A 19167-nucleotide genomic window follows, 5' to 3' on the forward strand; every position below is an offset into this window, starting at 1 on the left:
CGTGGCTGTGAATACCACGGGAAAACGGCTAAACTTCAGCATCTGACGTTCACCTCCACAGACCAGGAGTTCCATACAACGTGGCTCAATTCGTCTATAGCATGCATCGCGTCGGCAAAGTGGTTCCGCCGAAGCGTCATATTCTGAAGAATATCTCTCTCAGCTTTTTCCCTGGGGCAAAAATTGGTGTCCTCGGCCTGAACGGCGCGGGTAAATCTACCCTGCTGCGCATCATGGCCGGGATTGATAAAGATATCGAAGGGGAAGCGCGCCCGCAGCCGGGTATTAAAGTCGGCTACCTGCCGCAGGAACCGCAGCTCAACCCGGAGCACACCGTGCGTGAATCCGTTGAGGAAGCGGTGTCCGAAGTGGTAGGCGCACTGAAGCGTCTCGACGAAGTCTACGCGCTGTACGCCGATCCGGATGCAGATTTTGACAAATTGGCCGCCGAACAGGGCCGTCTGGAAGAAGTGATCCACGCGCACGATGGTCACAACCTCGAAACGCAGCTGAACCGTGCGGCTGACGCGATGCGTCTGCCAGACTGGGATGCGAAAATCGCCAACCTGTCCGGTGGTGAGCGCCGCCGTGTCGCGCTGTGCCGTCTGCTGCTGGAAAAGCCAGACATGCTGCTGCTCGACGAACCGACGAACCACCTGGATGCAGAATCCGTGGCGTGGCTGGAACGTTTCCTGCACGATTTCGAAGGCACCGTGGTGGCGATCACCCATGACCGTTACTTCCTCGACAACGTCGCTGGCTGGATTCTGGAGCTGGACCGCGGTGAAGGTATTCCGTGGGAAGGTAACTACTCCTCCTGGCTGGAGCAGAAAGATCAGCGTCTGGCGCAGGAAGCGTCGTCTGAAGCTGCACGTCGCAAATCGATTGAGAAAGAGCTGGAGTGGGTGCGTCAGGGCGCGAAAGGCCGCCAGTCAAAGGGCAAGGCCCGTCTGGCACGCTTTGAAGAACTGAACAACACCGAATACCAGAAACGTAACGAAACCAACGAACTGTTCATTCCGCCAGGTGCACGCCTCGGTGACAAGGTGGTGGAAGTCAGCCATCTGAGCAAATCCTATGGTGACCGTGTTCTGATTGATGATCTGTCCTTCTCGCTGCCGAAAGGCGCGATTGTCGGGATTATCGGACCGAACGGCGCGGGTAAATCCACCCTGTTCCGTATGATGTCAGGTCAGGAGCAGCCGGATTCCGGCAGCATCGAGCTGGGTGAAACCGTTAAGCTGGCGTCAGTCGATCAGTTCCGTGATGCGATGGATGGCAGCAAAACCGTGTGGGAAGAAGTTTCTGGCGGCCAGGACATTATGCGTATCGGTAACACCGAAATGCCAAGCCGTGCTTACGTCGGTCGCTTCAACTTTAAAGGCACTGACCAGGGCAAGCGCGTTGGCGAGCTGTCTGGTGGTGAGCGCGGTCGTCTGCACCTGGCAAAACTGTTACAGGTAGGCGGCAACCTGCTGCTGCTCGATGAACCGACTAACGACCTCGATATCGAAACCCTGCGCGCGCTGGAAAACGCCCTGCTGGAGTTCCCGGGCTGTGCGATGGTGATCTCGCATGACCGTTGGTTCCTCGACCGTATCGCTACCCACATCATCGATTATCAGGATGAGGGCAAAGTGGAGTTCTTCGAAGGTAACTTCACCGAATACGAAGAGTACAAAAAACGCACCCTCGGCGCCGATGCACTGGAGCCGAAGCGTATGAAGTACAAACGTATGGCGAAGTAAGCACGCCAATATATGAAATGAGGCACCTTCAACGGTGCCTTTGTTTTGCGCGATAAATCGCGCCGCTACAGACATTTGCCTCTTCCGTAGCGGCGCGATTTATGGCGCGGTTTTGATTTTTAAAACCCTATTTGTGATCGCCTGCACCCTGCCCCGTTGATCGGCCCAAAAACTCGCCTGAATCCGCTTTCACTCCTGGGCTGTTGCCCGATGTCGCCGCTTTGCCCGCTTTTTATACTCGCTATTGACCTGACTTATCTCTCTCAGTCCCGGCATTCTTCATAACTATTCACGCCGGGCGTTACCCCTATTGAGGTCTATGGCATGAAAATAACTATGATCGAAGTGATGCGTATCGCGATCCCGTTTGATGCGCATCGACGCCCACCAGCGGAACAGGAAACCACCTTTAACGCCGCCTCGCCGTCACTCAGCCGGATGGAAACGCTGCTGGTAAAAGTCACCAGTGACACCGGACTGGTTGGCTGGGGTGAAGCTTTTGGGCATCTGGCGAATCCGGTGACCGAGCAGGCGCTGTCCAGCCTGGTGGCACCGTTTTTCCTGCAACGGGAGTTGCCCGATAGCCAACCGGCCATCGCGGCGCTGATGCAAAGCGCCGAGCAGGCCTTACATGCATTTGGTCGCAGCGGTCCGGTACGCTACGCGTTATCGGCGATGGATATCGCCCTGTGGGATCTGCTCGGCCAGCAGCGCCAGCAACCACTGTGGCAACTGCTGGGAGCCACGCGGCATCGCATAGAGCGTTACGCCAGCCTGGTGAGTTACGCCAACGATCCGCAGGAAGTCGCCGCTCAGGTGCAGCGCGCCCACCAGCAGGGTTTCCGCACCATGAAGCTGCATGAAACCGCCCAGCCCGCCATTGCCGCCGCACGCGCCGCGCTGCCAGCCGAGGTGCAACTGATGGTGGACGTCAATTGCCCGTGGACGCGCGAACAGGCCAGCCAGCAGGCTGATGCCCTGCAATCGCTGCAACTGGGCTGGCTGGAAGAGCCGATTTGGCCACCGGATGATTTTGCAGGTCTGGCGGAGCTACGCTGTGTGGGTGTGCCGCTGGCGGCGGGGGAAAATGTCGATGGCGATTTTGGTTTCGTCAATCTGCTGGAAAGTGGTGCCGTCGATGTGGTGCAACCCAGCGTCACCAAAGTGGGGGGCATCACGGCGGCCCTGCATGTATTCGAACTGGCGCAACAATATCGTGTACGTGTGGTACCGCACTGCTTCTATTACGGCGCAGGGATGCTGGCAACGGCGCATCTGGTGGCTGTGCTGCCGGAGAGCGTCAAAATGGAGATCCCATGGATCGATTTTGCCGTCCCACTCTATCCCGACCTGCCTGCCGAGGTGAGCTTTACCCTGAGCCAGCGCCCTGGCCTCGGTTATCAGCCCGATGAACAGGTGCTGCGGGAATATCGGTTAACCCATCAGCAGATTGATCAACAGGGAGTACAGCGCCATGTTTAAAAACTATCGTGTGGTTATTGCCCTGCTGCTGTTCTGTGCCGGTATGCTCAACTATCTCGATCGCGCGGCCCTGTCAGTGATGGCTCCGCTGGTGAAAAAGGATCTGGGGATTGATGATGCGCAGATGGGCATCCTGTTCAGCTGCTTCTTTATCGGCTACTGCCTGTTTTGCTTCCTCGGTGGCTGGGGTGCGGACCGCTTTGGTCCACGCCGCGTTTACGCCTGGGCTGCCACTATCTGGTCGCTGTTCTGCGGCGCAACGGCGCTGGTCACCGGCTTTGGCCATCTGCTGATCGTCCGTATGCTGTTCGGCATTGGCGAAGGCCCGATGGGCACCACCACCAATAAATCGATTGCCAACTGGTTCCCACGCCAGGAGGTGGGCCGGGCCGTCGGCTTTACCAATGCCGGACAACCGCTGGGGGCAGCGATTGCCGCACCGATCGTCGGACTGGTGGGGCTGAATTATGGCTGGCGTATCGCCTTTGTGGTGATTGCCGCACTGGGCTTTGTCTGGGTCGCCTGCTGGTTGCTGCTGTTCCGTGATAAACCGGAGCAACATCCGCGCGTCAGCCAGGCGGAAAGCCAGCTGATTATGCAGCAGCGTCCCGCCAGCCAGAGCACCAGCACGCCGCAGCAGGACAATCATTCGCTGTGGCGTTATGTCTTCTCGCTGCCGGTGCTGGGCGTCGCCAGTGCGTTCTTCTGCTTCAATTACATCCAGTATTTCTTCCTCTCCTGGCTGCCCAGCTACCTGACCGATTTCCAGCATCTGGATATCAAAAGCATGAGCATCATCGGCATTCTGCCGTGGCTCGGTGCCACAGTGGGTTTTCTCGGTGGCGGCGTGGTATGTGACATGCTGTTTCGCCGCACCCAGAACTTCCTGTTGTCGCGCAAGCTGGTGATCTTTGTCGGTCTGGCGGTGGCGGCGTTGTGCGTGCTGCTCACCGCCTGGAGCCAGAGCCTGGCAGGCGCGGTGACGCTGATTACGCTGGCAAGCGTGTTTGCCTATATGACGCCACAGGCGTGCTGGTCGTTGTTGCAGGATATCGTCCCGGCGGGTCGCATCGGCACTGCGGGCGGCTTCGTCCATCTGCTGGCGAATCTGGCAGGCATTTTGTCGCCGGGGATCACCGGCTTCCTGATTCAGTATGGTGGCGGCTATCACACCGCCTTCGTGCTGGCGAGTGTACTGGCGCTGGCAGGCATGTTATTGCTGGCGCTGCTGGTGCGACAAAAAGGGGTGAATACCCTGCGCGCACTGGCGACGCATTAAAATCTTTGCCGGGCCTGATGCCCGGCTTTGCTTAACGTGGGGCACCATCCCCCAGCATCTGCTTCACCAACTCGACACAGCGCAGGAAGCGCGTGTCGTAGTCATCTTCTTTCACATGCACGAATTCAACATTGTTCTCGCGCAGCATGGTGATGAGCAGCGACTGGAATTCGCGTCGATCCACCGAACTGCCGAGGCTGCGCAATCCATCCGCCACCCAGGGCACGTTATTCTCCAGCAGGATCACCAGATCGAAACGGTATTCATCAATCAACGCCTGTACAAAGGGGTGTTCACGCCCCTCATACTTGAGACAGAACGCCTGCGTAGTGATGAAATCGGTGTCGATAAACGCCACCTTGTTGGCGTACTTGACGGCAAAATCAATGTACTGCGCCTGGCCGAGGGCAATTTTGTCGTAGTCGGAATATTGCAGCGCGATCTCATCCCCGCCGAGGTGGGAGAAGACATAATCGCGGCCATATTCCCACGCGCTGGTGGTATTAAAGATATTCGCCAGCTTATTCACCAGCGTCGATTTACCGCTCGATTCACCGCCCAGCACCGCTACGGTGCGCACAAAGAACGGTTTCACCTCGGTGGGGATATATTCCCAGTAGCGGAACGGATCCTGACGAATCTGCCCGCCGCTGATGCTCATAAAAGATCGGCTGGGATCGATTACCACCGCTTCGATACCGAGATGCTGCTGATACATCGGCGCATCCGGCGCTTCGCTGGTATAAACACAATCGGCTTCAATCCCCTGCTGCGCCAGAAACGCTTTCACCCCTTCACTCCACACATCCCAGCCGTGCGGATACGGTTCGATCCCTTCTTCATTGAACGAGTGGATACGGATATTTTTCTGGTATTTAAAGGTTTGCAGCAGCCAGCGCAGACGATCGCTGACCGTCGGCTGCTGTGACATGGCGCTGTTTTCAAACAACTCACGATCGCGCGGATCGTCATGTCCCATGATGATATGCAGCTCATCCACCTGGCTACAGGCGCGCTGGATCAGATAAATATGCCCGGTATGCAGCGGATAGAATTTACCGAACACCACGCCGACCGTTTTCTGCCGACGCGGAAATTCCAGCCCGAGAAAACGGTGCAGCGCTTCCAGCTTTTGCGCACTGGGACTTTTGATTTTGGCATTCAGCAACTGGCTTAAGTAGCCTTTGGTCATCCCGCTGGCATCCGCCACCTGTTGCAGCGTGTGACCCTGCTGGCGTATGGCGGTTTTCAGGTAGTCAAATGATGACACTGCGTGCCTCCTGCATAAAATAGTGTGCACATTGTCCGTAGCGGCGCGATTTATCGCGCAGGTTTTTGCCACCGTAAGGCCAAAAGAGCGCGATAAATCGCGCCGCTACGGGCCAGGTTTACAGCTCATCCAGAATCGCCAGCGCATCGGCCAGCTTCTTCGCGCTGTAAACTTTCATCCCGTCGATAGGTTTTTTGGGGGCATTGCCCGCAGGCACAATCGCACGTTTAAAGCCGTGCTTGGCCGCTTCTGAAATACGTTCCTGGCCACTTGGCACCGGACGAATCTCACCCGCCAGCCCGACTTCACCAAAGATCACCAGATCCTGCGGCAGTGGACGATCGCGCAGGCTGGAGACCATCGCCAGCAGCAACGCCAGGTCGGCACTGGTTTCGGTGACTTTCACGCCACCGACCACGTTCACGAACACATCCTGGTCCGCCATCTGCAAGCCACCGTGGCGATGCAGCACCGCCAGCAGAATCGCCAGACGGTTCTGTTCCAGGCCAACCGCCACACGACGTGGATTACCCATCATCGAGTGATCGACCAGCGCCTGAATCTCCACCAGCAAGGGACGCGAGCCTTCCCACACCACCATCACCGAGCTGCCAGAGGTCACCTCATCACCACGGGACAGGAAGATGGCCGACGGGTTGCTGATCTCGCGCATGCCCTGCTCGGTCATGGCGAACACCCCCAGCTCGTTCACCGCACCAAAGCGGTTTTTATGGCTGCGCAGGGTGCGGAAACGGGAATCGGCATCGCCATCCAGCAGCACTGAACAGTCGATGCAGTGCTCCAGCACTTTGGGGCCCGCCAGCGAGCCATCTTTGGTGACGTGTCCCACCATCACAATCGCCACGCCACGCGTTTTGGCGAAGCGCGTCAGGTAGGCGGCGGTTTCGCGTACCTGCGCCACGCTACCGGGCGAAGACTGGATCTCCGCCATATGCATCACCTGGATCGAGTCGATCACCATCAGCTTCGGTTGTTCCTGCTCGGCGATCAGACAGATCTGCTCGATACTGGTTTCCGACAGCATATTCAGGTTTTCGGTGGGTAATCCCAGACGATGGGCGCGCATTGCTACCTGTTGCAGGGATTCTTCGCCGGTGACGTACAGGGTTTTCATCCCTTCCGCCAGCTTACACATCACCTGCAACAGCAGCGTCGATTTCCCGGCACCGGGATTGCCGCCAATCAGAATGGCACTGCCCGGCACCACACCGCCGCCGAGCACACGGTCAAACTCTTTAAAACTGGTGGAGAAGCGTGGCAACGCCTCAAGGCTGATCTCGGAGAGCTTCTGCACCCGGCTGGTGCCCGCGCTACCGGCATAGCCACTCAGACGCTCGTTACGCGCACTCGCGGGCGAGGCCGCAATGCGTACCTCGGTGATGGTGTTCCAGGCGTGGCAGGCGCTGCATTGCCCCTGCCAGCGCGGATAATCAGCGCCGCATTCATTACAAACGAACGCACGTTTTGCCGCTTTGGCCAAATCAGTTCCTTAATTAACGCTCTTCGTGAATCAGGCTGCCGCTCAGGATGCAGAACACCCCCATCAGGTCAGCATGGCGGATAATCACTTCCGTCTGCTCATTCACTTTCGGTTTAGCATGATAGGCGATACCCAGACCCGCGGCTTTAATCATCGGCAGGTCGTTAGCCCCGTCGCCAATGGCCACGGTCTGCTCCGGCGCAATGGCAAAACGCTGCGCCAGATTGTTCAGGGTATCGGCTTTAAATTGGGCATCGACAATCTGTCCCAGCACCTGGCCGGTCAGCTTGCCGTCGCGGATTTCCAGCTCATTTGCCATGGCCGCCGCCAGATGCAGCGTGTCACGCAGATAATCGGCATAGTAGGTGAAGCCGCCGGAAGCAATCGCTACCTGCCAGCCCAGCGCCTGCAACTTTTGCACCAGCGTGGTCAGGCCCGGCATCAGCGGTAGCGTATCGCGTACCTGCTTCAGGATATTAGCATCCGCCCCGCTCAGGGTGCCGACGCGTTCACGCAGGCTGGCTTTGAAATCCAGCTCGCCGCGCATCGCACGCTCGGTGACTTCCGCCACCTGCTCACCACAGCCCGCCAGTTTGGCGATTTCATCGATGCATTCGATCTGAATCGCGGTGGAATCCATGTCCATCACCAGCAGGCCAGGCGTTTTCAAATGCGGGATCTTGCCGAGCGGCGCCACATCAAAACCGGCATCATGCGCCAGTTTCATGGCACGCGGCGTCAGCGAGCCAGCCAGACGCATCACCTGGTACTCATCGACATTCCAGGCGCTGACGATCACCATCGCCGCCCCCAGCTGATGCTGGTAGTCGGTCAGCTTTTGTTTATCAAGCCCGCGCCCATACAGTAACCAGCCAGTCCGACCGGCACGGTAATCCAGCGGCATCACTTCATCACCGCTGAGGGAAAGGGGTAAGCCCGGCCAGAGGGACACATCGGCAGGCAGATCGCACCAGGTAAGACGATTTGGCATTACAGCTCCTGTAGGGACAACAAAACCACGCAAGAGGCTACCTTGTCTGCGCGGGTTCTGGCAACATAATTGCCAGGCTTTCTGTTGTTATGTCACACGGGTTTCTGATGGTTAAAACGGCACTGAAATTTCGCCTGCACCGCACGGTAATTGTTCTTATCTCGCTGGCCCTGTTAGTGGTGCTGATGCAGGGTGCATCCTGGTTTAGTCTCGGCCATCAAATGGCACGCTCCGAACAGGTGGATGAACTCGCACGTACCCTGACCAAACAGGTGGCGTTCAGCCTGCAACCCCTGATGGATAACAGCGACGACAATCGCCCGCAGATTGAAGCCATCCTCAATCAGCTCACCGATAACAGCCGTATTCTGGATGCCTCCGTCTATGACGATGATGGCAGCCTGGTGGCACATAGCGGTGAAAACATCAATGTGCGGGATCGCCTGGCACTCGACGGCAAACGCGCCGGGAGTTACTTCAACCACCAGATTGTCGAGCCGCTCAACGGCAAAGATGGCCCGCTGGGTTTTTTGCGCGTCACGCTGGATACCCACGTGCTGGTCACCGAATCACGCCAGGTGGATAACACCACCAATATTTTGCGCCTGATGATGCTGCTGGCGCTGGCGATCGGTATCATCCTGACCCGTACCCTGCTGCGAGACCGCCGTACCCGCTGGCAGCAATCCCCTTTCCTGCTTACCGCCAGTACGCCGGTGAAGGAAGATAAAGAAGAAGAAACGGCCACCGAAGAAACCAAATCTTAGGCCATTTTTTCGATAGTCACATCCAGCGCAGCCAGCTGTTGCTGCGCCTGGCGGGCAATCTGCCGGAATCCGTCGCTAAACGCCCCCTCTGCCGCAATCGTCTGCCAGTAACTTTTCGCCATTGCGCTGGCAGCCCGCCAGACATCACCCGGCAATGAGAAATCGAGGGTTAAATTCACTTCGTCGCGCATATGTCCCAGCGAATTCGGCGCCAGCGCCATCGGCAACATGTCGTAAGCCGGGGTGAGTTGCAGCCGCTCGCCATCAGTAAAAAATGACAAATTCCCGGCATGCATGTCGCTATTGGCGATCAGGCGACCAAACGCCCATTGCAGCGTGCCGCGCTGCACTGACGCCTCATCAATGCGCTGCTGGTGCGCCAGCTCGCGCAGCGCATCCGGCCAGTGCTGCTGTCGCCCTAAAAATTCGGCACTGACCGCCTCAAGGGAACACATGCCCCGACGGCCCCGCTCACCTTCACGATCGAAGCGCTGGACCTCAAGAAACAGCTGACCGCCCTGTTCGAGAATCTGACTATTTGCCGCCGCCAGCCCTGCCGCCGCCAGTTGCCGCAGCGCTCGATCCTCCGCACGCAGCAAATCGCGCCAGCGCTGGCTGCTTTCGCTCTGGCGCGCCACGGTAAATTTGACCAGACAATGGCGCTGGCCGGAGGAGGTTTCGGCATAACAAAGAAATTTGGGCTGCTCACCCGCTGCCGACGATCCCACTTCATCACCGTCCAGCACCTGCTGCGCCAGCTGCGGATAACGCATGATTTTTTGCCCGGCACTCAACACCGTGGGAGCCGATTGCTGCAACCAGCGCTGATACGCGGTAGCGCCCAGCAGGCAATTGCCTGGCATATCCATGCCGGTTACCGTCAGCGCCATCAGGCACTGTTCATCACTCCAGACGCGCAGATCCTCGGTCAGCCCAAGGGATTGCGCATTCTCCCGCCCCCAAAGCCGTCCGAGAAACCCCTGCGGGCGCATATCGCTGAGAAACCACGGCAATCCTTCGTAAAACGTCCCGTTGTCCTGTGCATCAAGATGGAGGCAGCTGCCCTGCGGCCAGGTACGCACCAGCCAGCCCGTCTGCACCGTTTGCCCCGACGGCAGCACCCGATAGAGAGGAAAACGGCTTTCGCCCCGCAGCGGCCGCAACAGCGCATAACGTGTGGCACGCGCTTTGCCCCATCTGACAATTTGGTCCAGCTGACGTAACTGGCGCGACAACGTCGCCTGGCTGATGCCAAGCCGACGTACCAGTTCGGGCGCGCCCAGCGGGCCATCCAGCAGCTGTGAAGTGATATCCGCCATCCCGCCCCCTGATGAATAGATTAATGAATAGATTCTAGCATAAAAAAAGGCCCGCTCAGCGGGCCTTCATGCACAGGATCATCGTAATGATGAATAGATACTTTTATCCCTGAGTCAGCAAGTTTTCCAGCTCAGCCAGCGATGTCACGCGCCAGTCTGGGATGATGTCCTGCGGCAGTGGGCGCGTGCCGTGATCCAGCCAGCAGGTTTTCAATCCGGCATTGATGCCGCCGAGAATGTCCGACTCCGGCGTGTCACCCACCATCAGCACGCGCTCACGCGCCGGATTACCCAGCAGCTCCAGCGTGTGATCGAAGATGGCGCGATCGGGTTTCGGCACCCCGACCTGCTCAGAAATCACCACCGCAGCAAAATAATCGCGGAAACCGGTACGTTCCAGTCGTGCCTGTTGCAGAGCGGTGAAACCATTGGTGATGATCGCCATTTTCACCTTACCGTGCAGCGCGTTCAGCAGACTGGCCGCGCCCGGCAAAGGCAGGCAAATCTCAGCCATCGCGCTGAGGAAGCCATGATTCAACACTTCCGGCGCTACGCTGAGCTTCTCGCCCCAGCCGATAAAACGACGTGTCTGTAGCTGCAAGGCCGAAATCGCACCGTTCTGATAATCGACCCACAACGGCTTGTTGATCGCCTGATAATCGGCGTAGTCCTGGTCGGTGAATTGCACATCATAACCGGCAAACATACGTTGCAGGCCGGCATAGGCGTCGAAGTGAAACAGCGTGTCATCCGCATCAAAAATAATGCAGTCCCAATCGTTTAACATAGATCTCCTAAGCCAAAGGGCTACAGCGTTAATGCCATGATGATGGCATCTTCTCGTCCGCTGGCAGTGGGGTAATAATTCGGGCGGCGGCTGACCTGGTGAAACTCCAGCTGCTCATACAAAGCAATGGCAGGCAAGTTGGACGCGCGCACTTCCAGCCACAGCGTCATCACCTCGCGCTTCTCCAGCTCGGCAATCAGATGCTGCAACAGCTGGCGCGCATAACCCCGGCGCTGAAAATCAGGATCGACCGCGATATTGAACAGCGAGGCTTCGTCCAGCACCACCTGGGTGATGGCAAAGGCCACCAGCTTGCCTTCCGCTTCAAAACGTAAATTTAAAAACCGCTCGCCCTGATTGCTGGCAAACGTCTGTTCGCTCCAGGGAAAAGCGTGGCTGCGGCGTTCAATCGCCAGCAGTTGTGGCTGGTCTTCAGGGGTGATTAAAGAGATGGCTGTCATGATTACACATCTGTTGCCAGAGGGCGCGTTTCGCCGCGCCGCTGCTGATTAATTCATTGAAAGCGGCAGTCGTGAAGGTGACGCCATTAAAAGGATGCGCGCCGTCAACACCCAGCAACCAGCCTGCGCAATCGACCTTTTCCGGCAGCATCGGCAGTTGTTCCGGGGTGAGCGTCATCACCTGAGCGGGCTGAAGATGCAGCGTACGCAGCACATCCTGCACCAGCGGTTCGTGCAAGGCGGGCGCGTGTTCGGCCACCAGCACCAGTCGGGTATCGGGCGCAAGGCTCACCGCTATTTCGCCCTGGAGCACGCGCGGACGCCGCAATTGATACTGCGTAATCCCCATTTGCTGTAAAAGCCAGTCGCGCCTTGATGTCATGCTGTTACCCGTTGAGCGGCCATAATGCGACGCTATGCTAGCAAACCCATCGAACATGCGCCAACAAAGCACTATAATCCCCGCTCTGATTTAACAGGAGCCATTCATGTCAGCTTTAACCCCGGCCAGCGAAGTGATTCTGCGCCACAGTGATGAATTTACCGCCCGCCACGTTTTATTTGCTGGCGATTTGCAGGATGACCTGCCCGCCCAGCTGGAAACCGCTTCAACCCGCGTGCATACCCAGCAATATCATCACTGGCAGAACCTCAGCCGTCGCCTCGCAGAGCGCGCGGTGTATGGTCTGGTGGCAAGCGCCGACGATGTTGCCGGTTGCGATACCCTGATCTACTTCTGGCCAAAGAACAAACCAGAAGCCCAGTTCCAGTTGCAAAACCTGCTCTCTCTGCTGCCGGTCGGTAGCGATATCTTTGTGGTGGGTGAAAACCGCAGCGGTGTCCGCAGCGCGGAAGGCATGATCGAACCCTGGGCCAAATTAGAGAAGATCGACAGCGCACGCCGCTGCGGCCTGTATCACGGCCAGCTGGAGCAGCAACCGGCCTTTGATGCTGCCGCGTTCGGTGACAGCTACATGCTGGACGATCTCACCATCCATACCCAGCCGGGTGTCTTCAGCCGCGACGGCCTCGATGCTGGCAGCGCGCTGTTGCTGTCTACGCTGACGCCGCATACCAAAGGGAAAGTGCTGGATATCGGCTGTGGCAGCGGTGTGCTGGCGACGGTACTGGCGCAGCACTCACCGAAAGTGCGTCTGTGGCTGTGTGACGTGCATGCCGCCGCGATTGCCGCGAGTAAAGCCACCCTTGCGGCCAACGGTCTCGAAGGTGAAGTGTTTGCCAGCAACGTCTTCTCTGATGTGAATGGCCGTTTCGATCTGATCATCTCCAACCCGCCGTTCCACGATGGCCTGCAAACCAGCCTGGATGCGGCAAATACGCTGATCCGTGGCGCGCTGAAACATCTCAGCACCGGCGGTGAGCTGCGCATTGTCGCCAACGCCTTCCTGCCCTATCCGCAGGTGCTGGATGAAACCTTCGGTAATCATGAAGTGCTGGCGCAAACCGGGCGCTTTAAGGTTTATCGTGCGGTTTACGGACGCGGCGCGAAAGCGCGTTAATTCAGCGATGTGGCTGACGCGGCGGCAGAAACGTTGCTTTTTGCAGCAATCGTTTCACCGTCGCGAAATATGTGTTGACGCATTGAGTAAAATCTCTAAAATGCGCCTCCGTGGTTAGCAATACTCTAAGGTGTTGCGGGTACGCGAAGGTGGCGGAATTGGTAGACGCGCTAGCTTCAGGTGTTAGTGTCCTTACGGACGTGAGGGTTCAAGTCCCTCTCTTCGCACCAAAAACCACAAAGTTTATATCGTAGCGCACTGCGCGAAGGTGGCGGAATTGGTAGACGCGCTAGCTTCAGGTGTTAGTGTCCTTACGGACGTGAGGGTTCAAGTCCCTCTCTTCGCACCAATGCGATGATATAAACAGACAACTCGATGCGAAGGTGGCGGAATTGGTAGACGCGCTAGCTTCAGGTGTTAGTGTTCTTACGGACGTGAGGGTTCAAGTCCCTCTCTTCGCACCAACGTTGTCATCCTTCCCGGTGTTATCTCCCTCAGATTTTTCATTATTCCTGAACACGCTCTGGCGTGATTTTGTCGTTTCTGCTTTTCAGATCAGGTGAAAATTCACCGATACCGCAGCCAGTCCACCCGCCAGCGCCAGGCAGGAAGGCAGCAGCAGGTAGTGACGCAGGCGATGATGAAACAACATCACCACCGTCAGCAGCAGTGCCACCATCATCACCACACGCCACTGGCTGAAGCTGGGTTCCCACAACGCGAAGACCGGCATCGCCGCGCACGGTAACAACACGCCCCAGCCGCTATCCAGACGTTTGCCCATCATCCAGCTCACGCCCCACAACCCGCAGGCAGCTATCATCGCCATGATCATCGCGCAACCCTCAAATGATAAGTATTCCCATTATCATATGATAATACTTCTCATCTTGCAGCGGATTTTTTATGCGCGGTGCCATGCGGATGACACTGCTACTGGAAAATGCTAAATTGCCGCCGATAACTATTTTGAAAACACAGCAATAATGTGCTCAGTATCCTGGTGGAGAGAATATCTCGGCCGGATAGCGCTTTGATATTTCAGGGCTGTCACGAGTAATAATAATGAAATTACAATCTTACGATGAATTGAAACACAGCAAATATCGTCTTTCAGTGATGCTTTTTCTGTTTCTTAATGTCGCTGTTTCACTATTTAGTTTGTTACCATTTTTAGGGGAGGGTTCCAGCACCTGGTCGTTGCCAGCAGCACTGGTGGCGGGCTTTAGCATCACCTTGCTTACCGTTTGTTTAATCATTCCAAAACTTAAATTCCCGCTATTAAATCCTGTTGCGCTGTTATTCGGTGCATTATGGGCATGGCACATTGACCATAAGTACCATCTGGTTTTTTATTTTGATGGCAGCTTTTTAATAATCAGTCTGTTAAGCGTATTTTTTGTCAGTGCTATTGCACTCAGTGATTATTTAGTTGCGTTCTGTTTACATATCGCGCCGCCCGTATTTACCGTTTTACTACTGGATGATGGTCAGCATTTAATGATGATTCTGTTTACCATCACCCTGCCGCTGATCGGTTTTTCATTACACCATCTGATGCGTCGCCGCTTCGATCATTTCACCCGACGTCTGGTGCGCCAGCTGTATGAAGAAAAAGAAAGTTTTAGCGATTTAAGTATGCTGGACCCGCTAACCGGTTTGTATAACCGCCGCGGGCTGAAAAATCGACTCGATACCATTCTGGAAAACCACGCAGGCAGCCACTTTGTGCTGCTGCTGGATATCGATCATTTTAAGGCTTACAACGATAATTATGGTCATGCGATGGGAGATCAGGCACTGGCTCGGGTTTCCGTAGCGATTCGCGATGCAGTACGCTCACGGGATGTGGTGACCCGCTACGGCGGCGAAGAGTTTCTGGTGCTGATGACCAACGTGAATGCTTCCATTGCCATGAAACTGGCGGAACGGATTCGCCAGTATGTGCTCAACCTGGAGATTCCCCATCGGTTTAATGAGCGGGTTTCCACCCACGTGACCATCAGTGCAGGCATCGCCCCGATTTTTGCTGACGATTTTGATCAGGCGGTATCCAATGCCGACCGTGCTCTGTATGTGGCGAAAAATCAGGGACGTAACACCATTCTTGCCTGGGAAGATTTACCGAAAACTGCGCTGAGTAGCCAGGATTTGGCCTGAAAAACCGGGGATTCACCACGCTGAGGCGGTGAATCCTTCCGCCGACAGTCTTGTGAGGTTAATCGGGAACGATTATCATTTGTTTTTCGCTTACCGTTTTCATTCAGGATCGGCATGGCCATTATCACTCGTCAGGATCATCGCTTCAGCGAACATCCGTTGATCTTTATGCAGAGCGACCGCGGGCTTGCGAGCGCGCTGGAAGATCTGATGCGTGAGCAGCGCAGCTATATGCTGGAAACCATCAAACTCGGCCAGCCCGCTCCGGCAGGTACGCTGACGCTGGCCGAATGGTCTGCCACCCCGCATTACCGCCGCCTGACACAACGCTACAGCGATCATCTCTACCGTAATCATCCCGATGTGCAGCAGGAAGCCAAACCGCTGCAGTCGCTGTGGGCGCAATGGTATTTTGGCCTGTTGCTGCCCCCGCTGATGCTGGCGCTGCTGCTGGAGCCGCGGGCGCTGAACTGTGCGCCCCATCTGATCCACGTTGAGTTTCATGAAAACGGCCATCCCTGTGCCTTCTGGATTGATGTGCAGGAAGATGAAGACGCACGCTACCTGAATCCGCAACAACGCATTGACCGCCTGATTCAGCAGCTGTTGATCCCGGCAGTGAACGGCATGACGCAGCACGGCGACATCAACGCCAGGCTTATCTGGAACAACATGGGTTTCTCCTTCTGGTGGTTCCTCAGCGAACTGAAAACGCGGCTGCCTGCCGGGCTGGCGTCACAGCTGGAGCAGGCATGGTTTTTCAGCCAGTCCCTGCTGGATGGCAGCGACAATCCGCTGTACCGCACCATGATCTCGCGTAACGGCGAGATGGAACGCAAGAGCTGCTGCCAGCGCTATCGTATTCCCGATGTTGAGCGCTGTGGTAACTGCACGTTAAAAGCGGTGTAAAGCCTGCGCATTCTGTTACAGATTCTCCCTTTCTCCCGTTTACAGCAGAAAAGGCTTATGGCAGCTTTTAGGCTTCGTTTTTGCCGGAGAAAAAAATGAGCCTGGAATCGGTACGGCACTTCTTTGCCGAACACGCACCGGATGTCGACATCATCGAGATGCCAGAAAGCACCGCCACCGTTGAACTGGCCGCCCGCGTCCACGGCGTGGAGCCGGGGCAGATCGCCAAGACCCTGTCGTTAAAGGTGAAAGATAACGTGGTGCTGATCGTCACGCGCGGTGATGCGCGCCTCGACAACCGCAAACTGAAAGCCGCACTGGGTGCCAAAGCGCGCATGCTGAGCGTCGATGAAGTGGTGAACTGGACCGGCCATCCGGTTGGCGGCGTCTGCCCGTTCGGGCTGGAAAACCCGCTGACCGTGTATTGCGATGTGTCACTGCGCGGCTTTGAGGAAGTGTTGCCCGCAGCAGGATCGATTCATAGTGCAGTGCGCATTTCACCGCAGCGTATGGCCGATCTCACTGCGGCAAAATGGATTGATGTGTGCGAGTCGCGCTAACGCGATTCGCGCGCCACGGCACCGGAGATTTGAATGCCGCGCGTTTCACGCCCAAAGGCGACAAACACGCAGATCAGCACCGCCACCGTCCCGGCAACAATTGCCATCCCTAAGCCATAGTTGCCGCCATGGGCCTCGGCAATCCGTGACTGCAACGTCGCGTTGACCGAGGCAATCAGGTTACCCAGCTGATAGACAAACCCTGGCAACACGGCACGGGCGTTGGCGGGCACCAGCTCGGTCAGGTAGGTCGGAACCACACCCCACGCGCCCTGCACCATAAACTGCATCAGAAACGCGCCAATCCCAATCATCCACGTACCACTGGAAAAGGCCCACAGCGGCAGCACCGGCAATGCCAGAAATGACGCCAGCATAATGGCTTTTTTGCGTCCAATTCGTTCCGACAGCGATCCAAAGAAGATACCGCCCAGCATCGCAGCGATGTTGTAACTGATGGCGATAATACTCACGGTATGCGGGTCAAACTGATGCTGCACTTTCAGAAAGGTGGGATAGAGATCCTGGGTACCATGGCTGAAGAAGTTAAAGCAGGCCATCAGCAACACCATGTAGATACAGATTTTCCAGTGCTGGCGAATAATCGGCAGCAATGCCGTGCTCTCTTTGCGCTGACGCGCCGCCAGCCAGACCGGTGATTCCGGCACTTTAAAATAGATAAACGGCAGCAGCAGGATCGGCAGTGCGCCAATCATAAACATCCCTCGCCAGCCCACGCTCTCGAAGAACAGGCCAAAGATAATCGACGCCAGCAGATAACCGCACGGATAACCGGCCTGGAAGATACCGGACATCAAACCGCGCGAACGGTCCGGGATGGTTTCCATCGCCAGCGACGAGGCGACTCCCCAGATCCCCCCCATCGCCACGCCGTAAATCACACGGAATGTCAGGAAGGCCGCGAAGTTGGGTGACCAGGCCGATAGCAACTCAAACAGTGAAAACAGCACGATGTTGAGCATCAGAATAGGCCGACGGCCATATTTTTCCGCGAGACGCCCAAACACCAGCGCCCCAATCGGTCGCACCGCCAGGGTGAGCATAATCGCGATAGAGACATCTGAAACGCTGGTGTGGAAATACTGAGCCAGATCGCTGAGTACAAACACCAGGATAAAAAAGTCGAACGCGTCCAGCGTCCAGCTGGCGAAGCTGGCAAAAGCCACATTTCGCTGCGTTGCAGTCCAGTTAAACATAGGGGGTATCCTGTCTGACAGCGTCCGGATCGTTGGCCGGACATTCTTGTGAACGTTACCGTGCGAATGATTGCACCGGTTATTATTATGTTAACTATTTGTATATAGCATGTCAGAAAGGCGGGCTGTGGCGGGGAATTGTCAGCGAGTGCTTCGGGTTGTAAGCAAGCATGTCACACGGTCATTGCCACAGGATGACCGTGTGTTGTTGATTATTTCAGACCATTGAATGCCTGTTCGAGGATATCCAGCAGCAGCGGGTTATCCACGCTGTGCAAGACATGCACTAGCGCACCGGCATTTTGTGGGATACCCACATCCAGACGCAGCGGCGTGCGATAACGCCAGCTTTTGCCGCGTGTCGCCCCAGGGCGTAGCTCCACATCGACATGATAATCCATGCCGTCGGCAACACGCTGATTCAGCAGCCAGGCCACCACCAGCGCATCATGGATCCAGCAGCCGGGCAAATGGCGCGTGCGAATCGAGTAATCAATCCAGGGTCGCAGGGTTTCGCGCACAAACTGGGTAAGCGGGTGATCGTTACGCGTCAGCCGGTTGAGATCCTGATGGGTCATCAACGTCTGCGTGGTGACATCCATCGGCACCAGCGTCACCGTCGCCCCGCTGTGCAGTACCTGATGCGCGGCTTCCGGATCGAGACCAAAGTTGGTGTCTTTGATGTAGTCATCCAGCGCGAACACGCCACCCATGATCACAATCTCCGCCACCGCTTCCGCCATCTGTGGATAACGTTGCAGCGCCTGCGCCACGTTGGTGAGCGGGCCGATAGCCACCAGCGTAAACTCTCCGGGGTTATCACAAATCAGCTGCCCCATCACTCCCGCAGCATCATTGCCATCTGCCGGGAGCAGCTGTGGCTGACGCACCCCACGCCACAGATCGGCCAGCGCGTTATCTTCGACACCGTCAAGACGGGCGCGCCACGGAGCCGGGTCTTCGCGCAGCGCCTGCTTTGCCCCCTGCACCACCGGGATATTGACCCCCAGCCGTTGCAGCAGGTCCTTCGCCACCTGCGCGCCCACTGCACAGGGCGTATTGCCGCTGACGGTGGTAATTAACTCCAGCGATACCGCAGGCGATGCCAGTGCTAAGGCCAGCGCCAGGCCGTCATCGGTGTTTGCACCGGCAATACCATTCCCCGGATCACAATCAATAATCAGTCTTTTCATGAT

General features: G+C 56.7%; 18 protein-coding genes and 3 tRNA genes. 11 read left to right on the top strand and 10 right to left on the bottom strand.

The genetic code is table 11. The annotated features are described in order from the left end of the window. Positions 1–80 precede the first annotated feature (80 nt). The 3 genes from ettA to RCF31_RS09795 all read left to right on the top strand — a co-directional run bounded on the left by ettA (position 81) and on the right by RCF31_RS09795 (position 4509). Positions 81–1748, top strand: coding sequence for an energy-dependent translational throttle protein EttA (gene ettA, locus RCF31_RS09785; RefSeq protein WP_299457583.1), 1668 nt, complete (start codon positions 81–83; stop codon positions 1746–1748). A gap of 324 nt (positions 1749–2072) precedes the next feature. Further along, positions 2073–3230, top strand: coding sequence for a mandelate racemase/muconate lactonizing enzyme family protein (locus RCF31_RS09790; protein WP_416413176.1), 1158 nt, complete (start codon positions 2073–2075; stop codon positions 3228–3230). Beyond that, positions 3223–4509 carry an MFS transporter gene (locus RCF31_RS09795; protein WP_299457587.1) on the top strand — a complete coding sequence of 429 codons (1287 nt, stop codon included), beginning with the start codon at positions 3223–3225 and terminating at the stop codon, positions 4507–4509. Before RCF31_RS09790 ends, RCF31_RS09795 begins: the two co-directional genes overlap by 8 nt. 31 nt (positions 4510–4540) lie before the next feature. On the opposite strand, the gene nadR is transcribed toward RCF31_RS09795, so the two are convergent. From nadR to serB, 3 genes are all read right to left on the bottom strand, one after another. Next, the gene (gene nadR, locus RCF31_RS09800; RefSeq protein WP_299457589.1) at positions 4541–5779 is read right to left on the bottom strand and encodes a multifunctional transcriptional regulator/nicotinamide-nucleotide adenylyltransferase/ribosylnicotinamide kinase NadR; all 1239 of its coding nucleotides are present in this window, start codon (positions 5777–5779) and stop codon (positions 4541–4543) included. Positions 5780–5897: 118 nt separating this feature from the next. Continuing rightward, positions 5898–7280, bottom strand: coding sequence for a DNA repair protein RadA (gene radA / locus RCF31_RS09805; protein WP_084872470.1), 1383 nt, complete (start codon positions 7278–7280; stop codon positions 5898–5900). Positions 7281–7293: 13 nt separating this feature from the next. Continuing rightward, positions 7294–8271: a phosphoserine phosphatase gene (serB, locus tag RCF31_RS09810; RefSeq protein ID WP_299457592.1), complete on the bottom strand. Its 978-nt coding sequence runs from the start codon at positions 8269–8271 to the stop codon at positions 7294–7296. Between the two features lie 107 nt (positions 8272–8378). Here serB and RCF31_RS09815 point away from each other — a divergent pair, with 107 nt between their 5' ends. Beyond that, complete coding sequence (locus RCF31_RS09815) at positions 8379–9038, top strand: YtjB family periplasmic protein (protein WP_416413177.1); 660 nt, start codon at positions 8379–8381, stop codon at positions 9036–9038. Here the strand turns inward: RCF31_RS09815 and yjjJ are convergent. From yjjJ to RCF31_RS09835, 4 genes are all read right to left on the bottom strand, one after another. Next, positions 9035–10357, bottom strand: a complete 1323-nt coding sequence (gene yjjJ / locus RCF31_RS09820; RefSeq protein WP_416413179.1) for a type II toxin-antitoxin system HipA family toxin YjjJ — start codon at positions 10355–10357, stop codon at positions 9035–9037. The two genes, RCF31_RS09815 and yjjJ, sit on opposite strands and share 4 nt — an antisense overlap. A 103-nt stretch (positions 10358–10460) precedes the next feature. Continuing rightward, a complete protein-coding gene (gene yjjG, locus RCF31_RS09825) occupies positions 10461–11144 on the bottom strand; it encodes a pyrimidine 5'-nucleotidase (RefSeq protein ID WP_416413180.1) in 684 nt (227 codons plus the stop codon). 20 nt (positions 11145–11164) lie between these two features. Continuing rightward, on the bottom strand, positions 11165–11605 hold the full coding sequence (gene rimI, locus RCF31_RS09830; RefSeq protein WP_299457600.1) for a ribosomal protein S18-alanine N-acetyltransferase: 441 nt from the start codon (positions 11603–11605) through the stop codon (positions 11165–11167). Then, the gene (locus tag RCF31_RS09835) at positions 11577–11987 is read right to left on the bottom strand and encodes a DNA polymerase III subunit psi (RefSeq protein WP_313689890.1); all 411 of its coding nucleotides are present in this window, start codon (positions 11985–11987) and stop codon (positions 11577–11579) included. The genes rimI and RCF31_RS09835 overlap by 29 nt, the downstream gene beginning before the upstream one ends. Before the next feature lie 106 nt (positions 11988–12093). Here RCF31_RS09835 and rsmC point away from each other — a divergent pair, with 106 nt between their 5' ends. From rsmC to RCF31_RS09855, 4 genes are all read left to right on the top strand, one after another. Then, positions 12094–13125: a 16S rRNA (guanine(1207)-N(2))-methyltransferase RsmC gene (rsmC, locus tag RCF31_RS09840; RefSeq protein WP_299457604.1), complete on the top strand. Its 1032-nt coding sequence runs from the start codon at positions 12094–12096 to the stop codon at positions 13123–13125. 143 nt (positions 13126–13268) lie between these two features. Continuing rightward, positions 13269–13355, top strand: a tRNA-Leu gene (locus tag RCF31_RS09845). Between the two features lie 32 nt (positions 13356–13387). Further along, positions 13388–13474: transfer RNA gene (locus RCF31_RS09850), tRNA-Leu, on the top strand. A 28-nt stretch (positions 13475–13502) separates the two neighbouring features. After that, positions 13503–13589, top strand: a tRNA-Leu gene (locus RCF31_RS09855). An 86-nt stretch (positions 13590–13675) separates the two neighbouring features. Here the strand turns inward: RCF31_RS09855 and RCF31_RS09860 are convergent. Next, positions 13676–13960 (bottom strand): DUF1435 domain-containing protein, encoded by a 285-nt coding sequence (locus RCF31_RS09860; protein ID WP_084872451.1) that lies wholly within the window; start codon positions 13958–13960, stop codon positions 13676–13678. 230 nt (positions 13961–14190) lie between these two features. Here RCF31_RS09860 and RCF31_RS09865 point away from each other — a divergent pair, with 230 nt between their 5' ends. The 3 genes from RCF31_RS09865 to RCF31_RS09875 all read left to right on the top strand — a co-directional run bounded on the left by RCF31_RS09865 (position 14191) and on the right by RCF31_RS09875 (position 16754). Beyond that, on the top strand, positions 14191–15285 hold the full coding sequence (locus tag RCF31_RS09865; RefSeq protein WP_416413181.1) for a GGDEF domain-containing protein: 1095 nt from the start codon (positions 14191–14193) through the stop codon (positions 15283–15285). 114 nt (positions 15286–15399) lie between these two features. Beyond that, positions 15400–16194, top strand: a complete 795-nt coding sequence (gene fhuF / locus RCF31_RS09870; protein ID WP_416413183.1) for a siderophore-iron reductase FhuF — start codon at positions 15400–15402, stop codon at positions 16192–16194. A 95-nt stretch (positions 16195–16289) separates the two neighbouring features. After that, positions 16290–16754 (top strand): YbaK/EbsC family protein, encoded by a 465-nt coding sequence (locus tag RCF31_RS09875; protein WP_084872445.1) that lies wholly within the window; start codon positions 16290–16292, stop codon positions 16752–16754. Here the strand turns inward: RCF31_RS09875 and RCF31_RS09880 are convergent. Next, positions 16751–17971: an MFS transporter gene (locus tag RCF31_RS09880; RefSeq protein WP_084872442.1), complete on the bottom strand. Its 1221-nt coding sequence runs from the start codon at positions 17969–17971 to the stop codon at positions 16751–16753. The genes RCF31_RS09875 and RCF31_RS09880 overlap by 4 nt on opposite strands. 212 nt (positions 17972–18183) lie before the next feature. Further along, the gene (locus RCF31_RS09885; protein WP_416413184.1) at positions 18184–19164 is read right to left on the bottom strand and encodes a nucleoside hydrolase; all 981 of its coding nucleotides are present in this window, start codon (positions 19162–19164) and stop codon (positions 18184–18186) included. Between the last annotated feature and the right edge of the window lie 3 nt (positions 19165–19167).

Origin of the sequence: Pantoea sp. App145 (genome assembly GCF_047947045.1) — a bacterium.
Classification (GTDB): Bacteria; Pseudomonadota; Gammaproteobacteria; order Enterobacterales; family Enterobacteriaceae; genus Pantoea.